Genomic DNA, 15,553 nt, shown 5'->3' on the forward strand with positions numbered 1-15,553 from the left:
GGCCTACTGCATATCCCGCAGCTCATCGCGATGCCGCACCATGGCCAGGAACCGCCGGTAATCCCGATCGTATGCTGGCGCGCGGGCCACATCCGGCAACCGCTCCACACCGCCGCCATCCATCGCCTGCCCCGCCTCAAACGGCGACTTATGAACTCCGCCCGCCACCGCCGCCGCCATCGCAGTGCCGAGCAGCACCGCATCACGATTTTCGGGAATAACCACCTTGCGGCCCGTTACATCGGCATAAAGCTCGATCAGCAGCGGATTGTTCACATGACCGCCGGTCACATGCAGCGTCTCGAACCGGTATCCATAATCGGCGATGACATCGAGAATGTGCCTGATCCCAAGCGCGATCGACACGCAGGTGCGCCAGTAAAGCCGGCAGAGCCCGTCGAAGGACGTATCGAGCGTCAGCCCGCTGATGACGCCCGTCGCATGCGGATCGGCGAGCGGCGAGCGGTTGCCGTGGAAATCCGGCAGGACATGCAGATCGGGGGCGATACCGCCTTCCTGTCCATCCCGCAATTCGCCGACACGGGCGATGATCTTGGCATGCAGGTCGGTAGTCGGTTCACCGCCGGCGGCATGCATGCGAACGATATGGTCGAGCAGCGCGCCCGCCGCCGATTGTCCGCCTTCCACCAGCCAGTGGTCGGGAAAGACATTGTCGTAATACGGCCCCCAGAGGCTGCGGCCCGGTCGCGGCTGTTTGGTAAAAGCCACCACGCAGCTCGACGTGCCGCCGATCAGCGCCACGCTGGTTTCCAGCCTGTCGCCGCCCGAAACACCGCCGAGAACCCCGAAAGCACCGGCATAGGCATCGATCATGCCGGGCGCGACTTCGACTTCGGTATCGAGACCGAGTTCGTTCGCCGCCGGCAGGCTCAACCGCCCCATGCTCTTGCCGGGACCGACCGTTTCGTCCGAAAGCCCGCCCTTTTCGGCGAGATCTTCCAACCCTGCCAGCGCCCAGAAATCGGCGCTCCAGCCCGGCGTCTCATGTGCCAGATAATTCCACTTGGCCGTCACCGTGCAGCGGGACCGGGCGGGCGAACCTGTCGCCTTCCAGGTGAGGAAGTCGGCGAGATCGAAGAAATAACCGGCCTTCGCCCAGCTTTCCGGCAGATGTTTCTTCAGCCACATCAGCTTCGGCATTTCCATCTCGGGCGACAACGAGCCGCCGGAAAATTCCAGCACCTTGTGGCCAGTTGCAGAAAGCTGATCCGCTTCCCTGATCGCCCGGTGATCGTGCCAGACGATCGTATCCTGATTGGCTTTGCCGGTGGTGGAAACAGTGAGCGGCTGACCATCGCGGTCTCGCGAGACCAGCGAACAGGTGGCATCGAAACCGATCGCGGCTACACTGGAGGCCGCAATACCCGCCTCCGCCATCGCCTCTTTCACCGCGCGGCAAGCGGCGGCCCAGATATCCTCGGAATCGTGCTCGGCGTGATTTTCCTTCGGCCGGAACATCAGGATCGGGTGTTTTGCCTTGGCGAGAAGGTTCCCCTTGCGATCAAAGACGCCGGCGCGGGCGCTGCCCGTGCCGATATCGACCGCAACGAGGTGATCACGCATCCGGCTCTGTTTCCTGTCCCTCAAGTCCGCTTCGCCCCTCAGCCGGCCTCAGGCCTGACGCGAAAGGGAGCCGCTGCGGCCCTCTATATGTTTTCGGACAAGGTGGAGCAAATCCGGCATCGCGTCAAACACCACTTCGGGTGAAAGCGCATCGATCCGTTCGCGATATCCGGGAACCGTGGCATGCGAGCCACCGACAAAGGCGAACACCGTCATGCCGGCGCGATGCCCGGCCTCGATGCCCGCGGGGCTGTCCTCGATGACGATGCAATCCGCCGGATCGGCACCCATTTCATTTGCCGCATGCAGGAAGAGATCCGGCGCCGGCTTTCCCCGCTCCACCATGCTGGCGGAAAAGATGTTCGGCTCCAGCTTGTCGATCAGCCCGGTCAGCGTCAGCGACAGACGGATACGTTCAGGCTGGCTGGACGAGGCGACGCAACGGCGTATATCGAGCCCGTCGAGCGCATCGGCAATGCCGCGTATCGGCTGCAGGTCGGTGCGGAACCGGGCATAGAGATCGCGGCGCATCTCTTCGAGAAACGCATCGTCCGCCTCGATGCCGAATTCCTCACGCATCGTCTTGGTGACAGTGCCAAGGCTGCGGCCCAGGAAGCGGCGATAGGCCTCCGCTTCATCCATCGAAAGACCGCGGCGGCCGAGCGCATCGACGAGGACACGGACGGAAACCGGTTCGCTGTCGACGAGGACCCCGTCGCAATCGAAGATTACCAGTGGTCCTGCCGCCTGCGCCACGTCACTCTCCCTGCCCGCTGTTAAACGAGCCTATCTGCGAGATAGAGCTCGAGCGTCTTTGCCGTTCCCTGCTCCCAAAGCGTTTTCAGCGCATGCGCAAAGCGCTTGCGGAAAAGCTCGGACTGCGAAACCTCGCCGAAGATCTCGTCGAACGCAAGGAAGGCGTCGGGGTTATCCTTGGCTTTCAGCGCCGCCTCGTGAAGCTTGTCGGCGCTCGCGTCGTTGAAGACGATCTTGCGGCCGCTATCCGACGTGCCGGTGAAGTAACGGCACCACAGCGCCGAGACCAGCGACAGGCCGACGATATCCTTGCCCTGCGCCAGACGATCGCGGGTCGAAGGCAGGATGAACTTCGGCTGGCGGTTGGAACCGTCCTGCGCCAGCCGCGGAATGGTGTCGCCGATCTTCGGGTTCAGAAACCGCCGCTCGATCAGATCGAAATAATCGTCGAGCTTGGTATCCGGCACCGGCGGCACGATCGGGATGATCTCTTCCTTTTCGAGCTTCGCCAGGAAGGCGCGGATCAGCGGATGCTCCATAGCCTCATGGACGAAATGGATGTCGAGCAGCTCGCCCGGATAGGCGATCGTCGCATGGCCGCCGTTCAGGATGCGGATCTTCATCAGTTCATAGGGCGCGACATCGGGCACGAACTGCACGCCGACTTCTTCCAGCCGCGGGCGGCCGGAGGGAAACTTGTCTTCCATCACCCACTGCTTGAATTCTTCGCAGAAAACCGGCCAGTTGTCGTCGATATCGAAGTCGTTCTTCAGGATATCAACTTCGCGCTGTCCGGTGGCCGGTGTGATGCGGTCGACCATCGAATTCGGGAAAGAGACGTTTTCGTGAATCCAGGTCGCAAAAGCCGGATCGGAAAGTTTTGCCAGACCGATGACGGTATTTTCCGTCACATGGCCGTTTCCGGGAATGTTGTCGCAGGACATGATGGTGAAGGGCGGGATACCGCGCTCGCGACGAATCTTGAGACCGGCGAGGATCAGGCCGAACACGGTCTTCGGGCTCGCCGGGTTCCGGCCGTCCTCGGCCATGGCCGGATGGGCCGGGTTGAAATGACCTGCCGCGTCGATGAAATAGCCGCCCTCGGTAATCGTCATCGAAACGATGCGGATCACCGGATCGGCGAGCTTTTCAATGAGAGCAGCGCTCTCGCCCGGCGCGATGATGTCGATCATCGGCGCGGTGATGCGGGCAGCCGTCTTGTTATTGTCCTGCTCGACGACGGTGGTGAGGAAATCTTGGCTCTTCAGCTTGTCGCGCATGGCGGCATCCGACGGCATCACTCCTGCCCCGATGATCGCCCAGTCATGCGCCTTGCCGGTGTTGAACAGGTCGTCGAGATAGATCGCCTGATGGGCGCGGTGGAAGTTGCCGACCCCGAAATGCAGAATGCCCGGGGTGAGGCTTTTCGGATCGTAAGCCGGCACCGCAGCGGTGCGCGCCACGTCTTTCAAGCTCGCCAGCGAAAGTTTTACGGTCATTCTCTTTACTCCAGTGCGGCCCGAGAAATCTCGAACCCAATCAATCAGGCTAGCATCTCGACCTCGATCGCGAGGCTCCGATTTGACGATACGGTGCCCCTCCCGCGCCGTCATCCTCGGGCTTGCCCCGAGGATCTATCCACGTCTACTTTGCTGAACCGGCTTAGATGCTCGGGACACGCCCGAGCATGACGGCGGCGTGTTAAACCCCGCAAAAATCAGGCCCTGATGGTCAGCCCCTTGTCATCGAAGCGATGCAGCTTGGACTCGTCAGGCGTCAGGTAAACCCGGTCGCCATGATGCGCGCCGAACTCTCCACCGGCACGCGCCGTCACCGGACCGATCCCGTCGACATCGAGATGCAGGAACGTGTCGGCGCCGAGATGTTCGGCAACCTTCACCGTACCGGTCCACAGACCGCTGTCCTTCGACAGGCCAAGATGCTCCGGCCGGATGCCGGCCATCTTGGCGTTCTTGGATTGCGCATAAGCACCGTCGACGAAATTCATATGCGGCGAACCGATGAAGCCGGCGACGAACAGGTTGCGCGGGTTCTTGTAGAGGTCCAGCGGCGAGCCGACCTGCTCGATATTACCGCGATTCAAAACCACGATCTTGTCGGCCATGGTCATGGCTTCCACCTGATCGTGGGTGACATAGATCATCGTCGTCTTGAGCTGGTTGTGCAGATCGCTGATTTCGAGACGCATCGTGCCGCGCAGTGCCGCATCGAGGTTCGACAGCGGTTCGTCGAACAGGAAGGCCGACGGTTCGCGGACGATGGCGCGGCCGATCGCGACGCGCTGACGCTGACCGCCGGAAAGCTGCGACGGCTTGCGCTCCAGATAGTCGGTGAGGTTCAGGACCTTGGCAGCAGCCTCGACCTTCTTGTCGATCGCCGACTGATCCATCTTCGCCATCTTGAGCGGGAAGGCGATGTTCTTTCTGACGCTCATATGCGGATAAAGAGCGTAGGACTGGAACACCATGGCAAGACCACGGGCGGCAGGTGCGGCCTGCGTCACATCCTTGCCGTCGATCATGATCTGGCCGCCGGAGACATCTTCCAGACCGGCGATAAGGCGCAGCAGCGTGGACTTGCCGCAGCCCGACGGGCCGACGAAGACGACGAACTCGCCATTGTTGATTTCGAGGTCGATCGAGGGAATGACGTTCGCCTCGCCAAAAACCTTCGACACTTTGTTGAGCGTGATGCTGCCCATGTCCGTTTTCCTTACTTAACCGCGCCGAAGGTCAGGCCGCGAACGAGTTGTTTCTGTGAGAACCAGCCGAGGATCAGGATCGGCGCGATCGCCATGGTCGATGCTGCCGAAAGCTTTGCCCAGAACAGGCCCTGCGGACTGGAGAACGAAGCGATGAAAGCAGTCAGCGGCGCTGCATTGGTCGTCGACAACCTGATCGTCCAGAAGCTCTCGTTCCAGGCGAGGATGATGTTGAGCAGCAGCGTCGAAGCAATGCCCGGAACCGCCATCGGCGTCAGCACATGCACGATCTCCTGCCAGAGCCCTGCACCATCCATCCGCGCCGCTTCCAGGATCTCGCCCGGAATTTCGCGGAAATAGGTGTAGAGCATCCAGACCACGATCGGCAGGTTGATCAGCATCAGCATGACGGTAAGGCCGATACGACTGTCGAGCAGGCCGAAATCGCGGAACAGCAGGTAGATCGGCACCAGAACCGCGACCGCCGGCATCATCTTGGTCGAGAGCATCCACATCAGGATGCCCTTGGTCCGCTTGGTCGGCGAGAACGCCATCGCCCAGGCGGCTGGGATTGCCACGATCAGCGCCAGGATGGTGGAGCCGACCGAGATGATCACCGAGTTCATGAACGGCGTGAAGTAATCGCGCTGCGTCTGGACCGTAATGTAGCTCTCCAACGTGAAGGAAGGGATCAGGTTGAAGCCGGCAATCGCTTCCGGCTCCGTCTTCAGGCTGGTGATGATCGTGTAGAGGATGGGAAAGAAGATGATCAGTGCGACGACCCATGCGGCGATAGTCGCGATGACCTTGTGTTTTGTGGTGACTGAGCGAGCCATGATGTCCTCCTACCGATCCAGATTCTTGCCGACGGCGCGCATCAGGAAGAAGGCGACGATATTGGCGAGCACGACTGCGATAATGCCGCCTGCCGAAGCACCGCCGACGTCGTAGCCGAGAAGCGCGGTCCGATAGATCAGGAAGGCGAGATTGGTAGAGGCGTAACCGGGGCCGCCATTGGTCGTGACCAGGATTTCTGCATAGACGCCGAGCAGGAAGATCGTCTGGATCAGGATGACGACCGTGATCGCCCGCGCCAGATGCGGCAGCACCAGGTAGATGAAGCGGTTCAGGAAGTTCGCGCCGTCCATTTCAGCCGCTTCCTTCTGCTCGCCGTCAAGCGACTGCAGGGCGGTCAAGAGGATGAGCGTGGCAAACGGCAACCACTGCCAGGCGACGATGACTACGATCGAAAAGAGCGGGTAGCGCGCAAACCAGTCCACGGGTTCGAAGCCGAAGAACCTGTTGATGTCACCCAACACGCCGTAGCCGGGATGCATGATCATGTTCTTCCAGATCAGTGCCGCCACCGGCGGCATGACGAAGAAGGGTGAAATGATCAGAATGCGAACGATACCCTGGCCGAAGATCGGCTGATCGAGCAGCAGCGCGATCGCGATACCGCCGACGACGGTGATCAGCAGTACCCCTCCGACGATCACCAGCGTATTCCAGATCGACTGGAAGAAGGCCGGGTCCGTATAAAAGAATTCGTAGTTGAAGAGGCCCGCGAACCCTGTCTGGGTCGGATCGAGCAGATTGTAGTTCTGGAAAGAGAACCACAGCGTCATCGCCAGCGGCACGATCATCCAGACCAGAAGAAGCAGGACGGAGGGCGCCATCATCGCGCGCGCCAACGTCTTTGTGTTTTGCGTTGCCATTCGACGCCCTCCCTAAAAATGCCTGCGCCTTTTTCTTTGGGGAAGGAGACGACGCAGGCGGCTATTGTTTTTCTTGTTTTATAAGGCTTTTTCTATGCGACAGTCGCTGATCGGACCGCCCGGATGAACCAGGCGGTCCGCAGTGCGGGAGGCTTACTTCGGGTAACCGGCGCGCTTCATTTCGCGCGAGGTCGCTGTCTGGGCAGCGGTCAGCGCATCGTCAACCGTCGACTGGCCGGCAATGACGGCCGAGAAGAGCTGGCCGACATTGGTGCCGATCGCCTGGAATTCCGGGATCGCCACGAACTGACCGCCCGTGTACGGAACCGGCTTCACGGTCGGCTTGGTGATGTCGGCGGCCTTCATGGCAGCGAGCGTCGGCTCGGCAAAGGCAGCTGCCTTCTTGTAGTCGGCGTTTTCATAGAGCGAGGTGCGCGTGCCCGGAGGAACGTTCGCCCAGCCTTCCTTGGAAGCGACAAGCTGGGTGTATTCCTTGCTGGTGGCCCAGGAGATGAACTTCTGTGCAGAGTCGGCCTTCTTGGAAGACGCCGGAACGGCGAGGTTCCACGACCACAGCCAGTTGCCGTGGTTGGTCATGCCTTCCTTGACCGGGAAGATCGCATAACCGACCTTGTCGGCAACCTTGGAGTCCTTCGGGTTGGAGACGAAGGAAGCCGCAACCGTGGCGTCCATCCACATGCCGCACTTGCCCTGCTGGAACAGCGTCAGGTTTTCGTTGAAGCCGTTCGAGGAAGCGCCCTGCGGACCTGCGTCCTTCATGATGTTGACGTAGTAGGTCAACGCAGCCTTCCACTCCGGCTGGTCGAACTGTGCATTCCACTTCTCATCGAACCAGCGGCCGCCAAACGAGTTGGCGAGCGCGGTGATGAACGCCATGTTCTCACCCCAGCCGGCCTTGCCGCGCAGGCAGATGCCGTTCACGCCTTCCTTGCGGTCGGTGATCTTGCGAGCTGCATCGCCGATGAAGTCCCAGGTCGGGTTTTCCGGCATTTTCAGGCCGGCTTTGTCGAACAGGTCCTTGCGGTACATGATCATGGCGGATTCGCCGTAGAACGGTGCCGCATAGAGCTTGCTATTGATCGTCAGGCCGCCGCGGATAGACGGCAGCAGATCGTTGGCGTCGTATTTGTCGCCGAGCTTGTTGAGCTCCAGCAGCCAGCCCTGCTTTGCCCAGATCGGAACTTCGTAATTGCCGATCGTCAGGATGTCGTACTGGCCGCCCTTGGTGGCGATATCGGTGGTGACGCGCTCGCGGAGCACGTTTTCTTCCAGAGTGACCCAGTTGATCTGGATGTCTGGGTTAGCCTTGGTGAACTCCGACGTCAGGCCCTGCATGCGGACCATGTCGCCGTTGTTGACCGTTGCGATGGTGAGAGTTTCCGCGGAGGCGGCGGTGGAGAAAATGCCGGCAAGGGCCAGCGCCGAGCATGCGCCCAGCAAAACCGTCTTCAATGTCATATCTTCCTCCCAGAAGATGAATATCGAGCATTCGCTTTGCCCGTGAGCAATTACCCATAAAACGGTGCAAAAAGTCAATCGCCATTCGTCGCTGCATTGCAACGGACATAGGTCATCCTGTTGATTTGACTAGAATAATTTTTTGCTCAGCGTGCGAGCAATTGCCCCGCAGTCGCCTCATCGGTGATCAAACCATTGATGAGATTGCCCTTGAGAGCAGAAGAAATCGCCTGCAGCTTCTTCCGCCCTTGCGCGATTCCGATGACCGATGACGTCTCCCGAGGCGGGATCGGCACGCTGGCGACGCGACCGTTGATCCAGTGGTCGAGAAGCTCGCCCTTGGCATCGTAAACCCAGCCACAGATCTCGCCGACGGCGCCGACCTGCAGCAATTTCTGCATGTCTTCCTTGTTCAGGAAGCCGTCCACCAAAAGCGGACCATCCGGCCCGAGCTCGCCGATACCGACGAAGGTTACGTCCGCCTGGGCGCCGAGCGCCAGCGTCGAGCGTACCAAAGTCTGGTCATGCAAAGTCTCCCGCTCTTCGGCGGACGAACAGAGAACCGGTAGCGGCATCGGAAAATGTCGCGCCTTGATCGCGTCCGCCATCGAGAAAATGACGTTGTAGAAGGCGGCCGAACCATCCGGCCCGATATTGCCGGTCAGCGACACGATGCGGTGCTGCGGGCACTCCATCGGCGGCAGCTGGTCGACGGCGGCCTTCAACGTCCGCCCCGTGCCGACCGCGACCACGATCGGGTCCGGCCGCTTCAGCCATTTCTCGATTTCCGCAGCGCCGGCTTCCGCAATCCCGACCGTGGTCGAAACGCCGGCCGGGTCGCTCGGCACCACTTCCGCATGTTTCAGATCGTATTTCTTCTTCAGCCCTTCGGCCAATTCCAGGCAGGCGGAAATCGGATGATCCAGCCGCACCTTGATCAACCGCTCGGCCACCGCCAACGACACCAGCCGCTGCGCCGATTGCCGCGAAATGCTCATGGCCGCCGCGATCTCGTCCTGGGTCCGGCCCGCAACGTAATAGAGCCAACCGGCCCTTGCCGCATCATCGAGCCGTCCCTGGGTATCAGACCGTTTTGCCATGGCAAAAATTCTCCTCCGCCTGTTGCTGCCACGATTTCTGACAGTCTGTCAAACGACTGGAACATTGGTGGCAGGTCCGCAGCGCCACAACCCGCCGCACCTAGCTGATTTTCATATTGCCAAGATCGAGAAATCTGCTGCGTCCGCCAAAATTATAGCCGCCAAACCACTCCTCGAACTCAAGGTAGCAAGGACCTGTTTTGTAAGGAACATCAGATGCGACCGTCGTTCCGCCGATATGGTTTTGTAGATAGTCTTGCGCCCACGGGCGTATGGTTGTGGCGCCGGAAACGTATTCACCGTCTTCGGTCACGATGCCGGCCGCCTGATACTCTTCCACCGAAAAGAACGGACTTTCATAGTCTCCGCGATCCTGGCCCCATCGGTCGATAGGCGGCTTGCCGGCATTGGGGTCGTTTGCGCGCGGCCGCAGACGAATTTTCCGCGTATAGGTGAGATCCGGCGGCGACTTCTCGCCGAGCATGCGCATGAGATAGCTGCCCGGTTCCGCCTCGTATCCGCCCGTTCTCTCGTAGGAGGCGCCGGCGCCTATCGTCATCCACAGGGGAGGATGCGGCGTCTCTACGATGGGCTCCGGCGGCAGGCACAGAGGACCGTCGAATTCGGCGCGCGTCAAAAGGATTAAAGCGAACTCGCAGAAGACGATATCAGTCATGCGGTGAAGCCGCGGGTGGGCGGGCATGGCCTCGACTTTTTCCCGCATTCCGTTCACCTCGAGAGGCGCCCCGTCGAAGTGGTCGGGCGCTGTCCCGAAGAAACTCAACGCGACGACATCCGACCCTAATATGCGATAATCTTCCGGCAGAAACAGCGTGAAACCATGCATCAGCGGATAACCGCTGTTTGGGTCAAGCGGCCATTGGTCAGGAGTAATGCTCGGCGGCAGGCCAAACAGCCACCCGTGGCAGTCGGGCGACCTCTCCACACCCCGGTGGAGCACCTCGATATCATAGGCTTTCACCAGCACATCTCCCCTATGCGGTCAAAACAGGAACCGGCTCCCACCATCGGTGGAAGCCGGCGCGTGTTGACTCATAGATAGAGGAGATTAGCAGTCCTCAAGCCACCTGCACGATATGCCCCGCGCTCACCTCGCGATATTCCCGCTTCGGCACCACGTAATCCACCGGGCGGATCGGGCTCTTGATCTCGTCGGTGGACATGTTGCGCTTGATCCGTCGGCGCGAAGGATCCGGCACCGGCACCGCCGACATCAGCTTCTTCGTATAGGGATGCTGCGGGTTTTCGAACACCGCTGCACGCGGGCCGATCTCGACGATCTCGCCGAGATACATGACCGCGACACGATGGCTGACCCGTTCCACCACCGCCATGTCATGGCTGATGAACAGGAAGGCGAGGTTTAGGCTCTGCTGCAGGTCGAGCAGCAGGTTGCAGACCTGCGCCTTGATCGACACGTCGAGCGCCGACACCGCTTCGTCCGCGACGATCACCTTCGGGTCGAGCATCAGCGCGCGCGCAATGGCGATACGCTGCCGCTGGCCGCCGGAAAATTCGTGCGGAAAACGCTTCATCATGTCGGCGGAAAGGCCGACCTTTTCCATCAGCCCGGCGGCCTTGTCGCGCGCCTGTTGCTTGGTGCCGAGGCTGTGCTCGATGAACGGTTCCATGACAGCCGAACCGACGCTCATGCGCGGGTTGAGCGAGGCGAACGGATCCTGGAAGACCATCTGGATCGACCGGCGCATCTTGCGCAGCGTCGGCTGGTCGAGCTTCATCACCTCGTAACCGTCGAGCATGACCTGCCCGCTGGTCGGCGTGATCAGCCGCGTAACGGAACGACCGGTCGTCGACTTTCCGCAGCCGGATTCGCCGACAAGCGACAAAGTCTCGCCCTCGAACAGGTTGAAAGACACCTTCTCCACCGCATGAACCGCGCCCGACTTGCGGCCGAACAGGCCGGAAAAGATATCGAACCGCGTCGTCAGGTCCTTGACGTCGAGGATCGGCGTCTTGCCCTTGGCGACGGTATCGGTGACATCGGCCAGCGGCTGCTGTTCACCGGTCTTCACGTCGATGATCGGGAAACGCAACGGTAGCTTGCGCTCGCCCATCGACCCAAGCCGCGGCACGGCGGAAAGCAACGCCCGTGTATAGGGATGCTTGCCGCGCTTGAAGATGTCATCGGTCTCGCCGGTCTCCACCGCATCGCCGCGATACATGACGATGGTGCGGTCGGCGACCTCGGCCACCACGCCCATATCGTGGGTGATGAAGAGAACGGACATGCCCTCCTCTTCCTGCAGCAATTTGATGAGATCCAGGATCTGGCCCTGGATCGTCACGTCAAGCGCCGTCGTCGGTTCGTCGGCGATGAGTAGCTTAGGCCTTGACGCCAGCGCCATGGCGATCATCACGCGCTGGCGCATGCCGCCGGAAAACTGGTGCGGATATTCGTCGAACCGGTTCTTGGCGTTCGGGATGCGGACCTTTTCGAGGAGGCGGATGACCTCCGCCTTGGCCTCTGCCTTGCTGATATCCTTGTGAACGGTCAGCGCCTCGGAAATCTGCTTGCCGATCGGGAAGATCGGATTGAGCGAGGTCATCGGCTCCTGGAAGATCATCGAGATCTCGTTACCGCGCACCCGGCGCATCTGCTCTTCCGGCAGCGACAGAAGCTCGCGACCGTTGAGAAAGACCTGGCCTTCGATCCGGCTCGAGTTCTTGGGCAGAAGCCGCATGATCGACAGTGAGGTCACCGACTTGCCGGAGCCGGATTCACCGACGATCGCCACCGTTTCGCGCGGCGCGACGTCGAAGGAGATGTTGCGCACCACGGTGCGCCATTCGTCGGCGACGCGGAACGAGGTGGAAAGATTGCGGACGGACAGGATCGGGGTCACCGAACCACCGCCCGTTTCCATCGAACTACCTGTAAGCAGCATGGGAAACTCCTAAAGGGTTCGAGAAATCAGGCGGCAAGCGCGGTTTCGGCGAGCGTCACCCAGTAGCTGACGCCGAAGGGGATCGCCTCGTCGTTAAAGTCGTAAGCCGCGTTGTGCAGGCTCGCAGTGTCGCCATTGCCGATGAAGATGAAGGCGCCGGGGCGCTTTTCCAGCATGTAGGAGAAGTCTTCGGCGCCCATATGCGGCGCCATGCCGGTGTTCACCGCCTTGGGGCCGACAATCTTGGAGGCGATCTCGACGGCGAAATCGGTTTCCTCGTCATGATTGAAGGTCACCGGATAACCGCGGCGATAATTCACTTCCGCCGTCGCACCATGGGCGATCGCGGTCGCTTCGGCCACTTCCTTCAGGCGCTTTTCGGCAAATTCACGGGTTTCGGGCAACAGCGTGCGCACCGTGCCGCCAAGCTTCACGAAAGCCGGGATGACGTTGTTTGCGTCGCCGCCATGAACCGAAGCGACCGTCACGACGAGCGACTTCAAGGGGTCCATTTCGCGCGAGACGATCGACTGCAGGGCGACGACGACATGCGAGGCAGCCAGAACCGGATCGATCGAATTATGCGGCTGGGCCGCATGGCTGCCGCGGCCGTTGATGGTGATTTCGAACGTATCGGCGGCCGCCATGACGCCGCCCTTGCGGGTTGCGAAACTGCCGACCGGAAGCCGCGGCTCGTTATGCATGCCGTAGACTTCCTCGATGCCGAATTTCTCCATCAGACCGTCGTTGATCATGGCGAGCGCGCCAGCACCGCCCTCTTCCGCCGGCTGGAAGATCACCGCGACTGAACCTTTGAAATTGCGGGTTTCCGCGAGGTATTGCGCGGCACCCAGCAGCATCGCCGTATGCCCGTCATGGCCGCAGGAATGTGCCTTGCCCGGCGTCTTGGACGCCCAGGGCTTGCCGGAGGTTTCGAAGATCGGCAGCGCATCCATGTCGGCGCGGAAACCGATGACCGGGCCGTCGCCGAGATTGCCCTTGATGATGCCGACCACGCCGGTCCTGCCGATGCCGGTTTCGACCACATCGACGCCGAAAGCCTTCAGCTTCTCGGCAACGAATTTCGAGGTCTCGTGAACGTCGTAGAGCAGCTCTGGATTTTCATGGATGTGGCGCCTCCACTCCGCAATCTGATCCTGCATTTCGGCGACGCGATTGATGACCGGCATGATGATAACCCCGTTGTTTTTCTAATATTTCCACCCTGGTCGGGGCGGTTCCCGGCGGGATATTGCGACGCTCGGACAGGTTTTTGCAAGCTTCAATTTTCGGCCTTGAACGGAAAATAGGCCTATGCTTAGATGGCTCAAAATTTGATCATGCTCGCTCTAGGCGACACGGTGAAATATGTTCTTAAGCATGATTTTGAGGAGGAAAGACGAAAAATACCCTGCAAAGTCATAGAGTTGAGGAACTCGACCTTGCAGTTCTACGAGGCACAATAAGCCGGCTTGATCGGTGGCCAACACACAACTCATAAGAGAACGATAAGGGGAATAACTGCATGAAAAACCTCAAACTCCTCCTGGCCGGCACCGTCGCCGCGATAGCCTTCACAGGCTCGGTCGCGCACGCTGACCGCGCGACCGACGGGGACCTGAAAATCCTCTTCTGGCAGGCCGTATCAACGATGAACCCGTACCTCTCGGGCGGTACGAAGGAAGTCTACGCCTCTTCTATGGTCATCGAGCCGCTCGCTCGTTACGACGAGAAGGCAAACCTGGTCCCGATGCTCGTCACCGAGATTCCGACGCTGGAAAATGGCGGCGTCGCAAAGGACATGCTCTCGATCACCTGGAAGCTGAAGGCGGACGTCAAGTGGTCGGACGGCACGCCGTTCACCGCCGATGATGTGATCTTCACCTGGAAATATTGCACGGCCCCGGATGGCGGTTGCGCCCAGAAGGCCCAGTATCAGGGTATCAAGAGCGTCGAAGCCGTCGACAAGAACACCGTCAAGGTCTCGTTCGAAGAGCCGAAATATTACCCTTACAGCGCCTTCGTCGGCGCGCAGTCCCCGGTCATCCAGAGAAAGCAGTTCGAAAACTGCGTCGGCGCCAAGGCTCCGGGTTGCACGGCCGCAAACTTCGGCCCGGTCGGTACCGGCCCGTTCGTCGTCAAGGAATTCAAGCCGAACGACGTCATCACGCTGACCGCCAACACCAATTATCGCGATCCGAAGAAGCCGGCCTTCGCGTCGGTTACCCTGAAGGGTGGTGGCGATGCGGCTTCGGCAGCACGCGCGGTTCTGGAAACCGGCGAATTCGACTACGGCTGGAACATGCAGGTCGAGCCGGAAGTGCTGGCCAAGATGGTTGCCGCCGGCAAGGGCAAGCTGGAAACAGCCTTCGGCACCCAGGTCGAGCGTATCGTGCTCAACCGCTACAATGCCGACCCGTCACTCGGCGCCAAGCGTTCCACCAAGGAAGCCGGCCCGCATCCGTCGCTTGCCGATCCGGCCGTTCGCCGCGCGCTCTCGCTCGCCATCGACCGCACGACCATCGTCGAAGCTGGTTACGGTGCAGCCGGCAAGGAAACCTGCAACATCGTTCCGGCTCCGGCCGCAGTCGCTTCGACCAAGAACGACAGCTGGTGCCTGAAACAGGATGTCGCCGGCGCCAACAAGCTGCTCGACGATGCTGGCTGGAAGAAGGGTTCGGACGGCATTCGCGCCAAGAACGGCGTGAAGCTCAACTTCCTCTACTCGACCTCCACCAACTCGGTTCGCCAGGCGACCCAGGAATTGGTGAAGGCATGGTGGGCGGAAATCGGCGTTGGCGCTGAACTGCGCAACGCCTCGGCTTCCGTCTTCTTCGGCGGCGACCCGGCATCCCCGGACACCTTCCAGAAGTTCTATGCCGACGTCGAAATGTACACCAACAACTTCGACGGCACGGATCCGGAAAAGTATCTGGCGGAATGGCTGTGCGACAAGGCGCCGAGCCCGTCCAACGGCTGGCAGGGCCAGAATATTCCGCGTTACTGCAACGCAGACTATGACAAGGGCGTAGCCGAACTTTCCAAGACCGGCGATCCCGCCAAGCGCGCCGAGCTCGCCAAGAAGCTCAACGACATGCTGACCGAGGAAGGCGCGCATATCCCGCTCGTCCATCGCGGTCAGGTTTCCTCGCATTCCCTGAAGCTCGCGGGCGTCCGGATGAATGGCTGGGACTCTGAACTGTGGAACGTCGCCGACTGGTCGCGCGCGAAGTAATGACGATCGCCGGGCCTGCCTTCGCGCAGGCC

At 60.6% G+C, this 15,553-nt stretch carries 12 protein-coding genes; 1 reads left to right on the forward strand and 11 read right to left on the reverse strand.

The window, feature by feature from the left end; all coding sequences use genetic code 11:
• Window positions 1-3 precede the first annotated feature (3 nt).
• The 11 genes from KX729_RS10245 to KX729_RS10295 all read right to left on the reverse strand — a co-directional run bounded on the left by KX729_RS10245 (window position 4) and on the right by KX729_RS10295 (window position 13,476).
• Entirely contained in the window at window positions 4-1,584 is a 1,581-nt protein-coding gene (locus KX729_RS10245; protein WP_219742333.1) for an FGGY-family carbohydrate kinase, read from the reverse strand.
• 48 nt (window positions 1,585-1,632) lie between these two features.
• On the reverse strand, window positions 1,633-2,340 hold the full coding sequence (locus tag KX729_RS10250) for an HAD family hydrolase (RefSeq protein WP_219742334.1): 708 nt from the start codon (window positions 2,338-2,340) through the stop codon (window positions 1,633-1,635).
• 20 nt (window positions 2,341-2,360) lie between these two features.
• The gene (locus KX729_RS10255; protein WP_219742335.1) at window positions 2,361-3,839 is read right to left on the reverse strand and encodes a mannitol dehydrogenase family protein; all 1,479 of its coding nucleotides are present in this window, start codon (window positions 3,837-3,839) and stop codon (window positions 2,361-2,363) included.
• A 218-nt stretch (window positions 3,840-4,057) separates the two neighbouring features.
• Window positions 4,058-5,062 (reverse strand): ABC transporter ATP-binding protein, encoded by a 1,005-nt coding sequence (locus KX729_RS10260; RefSeq protein ID WP_219742336.1) that lies wholly within the window; start codon window positions 5,060-5,062, stop codon window positions 4,058-4,060.
• A gap of 11 nt (window positions 5,063-5,073) precedes the next feature.
• Entirely contained in the window at window positions 5,074-5,898 is an 825-nt protein-coding gene (locus tag KX729_RS10265; RefSeq protein WP_219742337.1) for a carbohydrate ABC transporter permease, read from the reverse strand.
• 9 nt (window positions 5,899-5,907) lie between these two features.
• Window positions 5,908-6,780: a carbohydrate ABC transporter permease gene (locus tag KX729_RS10270; protein ID WP_219742338.1), complete on the reverse strand. Its 873-nt coding sequence runs from the start codon at window positions 6,778-6,780 to the stop codon at window positions 5,908-5,910.
• A gap of 153 nt (window positions 6,781-6,933) precedes the next feature.
• On the reverse strand, window positions 6,934-8,259 hold the full coding sequence (locus tag KX729_RS10275) for an ABC transporter substrate-binding protein (protein ID WP_219742339.1): 1,326 nt from the start codon (window positions 8,257-8,259) through the stop codon (window positions 6,934-6,936).
• Window positions 8,260-8,405: 146 nt separating this feature from the next.
• Window positions 8,406-9,359 (reverse strand): sugar-binding transcriptional regulator, encoded by a 954-nt coding sequence (locus KX729_RS10280; protein WP_219742340.1) that lies wholly within the window; start codon window positions 9,357-9,359, stop codon window positions 8,406-8,408.
• A gap of 100 nt (window positions 9,360-9,459) precedes the next feature.
• Window positions 9,460-10,341, reverse strand: a complete 882-nt coding sequence (locus KX729_RS10285; RefSeq protein WP_219742341.1) for a hypothetical protein — start codon at window positions 10,339-10,341, stop codon at window positions 9,460-9,462.
• A gap of 97 nt (window positions 10,342-10,438) precedes the next feature.
• Window positions 10,439-12,286 (reverse strand): ABC transporter ATP-binding protein, encoded by a 1,848-nt coding sequence (locus KX729_RS10290; protein WP_219742342.1) that lies wholly within the window; start codon window positions 12,284-12,286, stop codon window positions 10,439-10,441.
• A gap of 26 nt (window positions 12,287-12,312) precedes the next feature.
• A complete protein-coding gene (locus KX729_RS10295) occupies window positions 12,313-13,476 on the reverse strand; it encodes a M20 aminoacylase family protein (RefSeq protein WP_219742343.1) in 1,164 nt (387 codons plus the stop codon).
• A gap of 335 nt (window positions 13,477-13,811) precedes the next feature.
• Here KX729_RS10295 and KX729_RS10300 point away from each other — a divergent pair, with 335 nt between their 5' ends.
• Window positions 13,812-15,521 (forward strand): peptide ABC transporter substrate-binding protein, encoded by a 1,710-nt coding sequence (locus KX729_RS10300; RefSeq protein ID WP_219742344.1) that lies wholly within the window; start codon window positions 13,812-13,814, stop codon window positions 15,519-15,521.
• Window positions 15,522-15,553: the final 32 nt, after the last annotated feature.

It is taken from the genome of Neorhizobium populisoli (assembly GCF_019430945.1).
Taxonomy (GTDB): Bacteria; Pseudomonadota; Alphaproteobacteria; order Rhizobiales; family Rhizobiaceae; genus Neorhizobium; species Neorhizobium populisoli.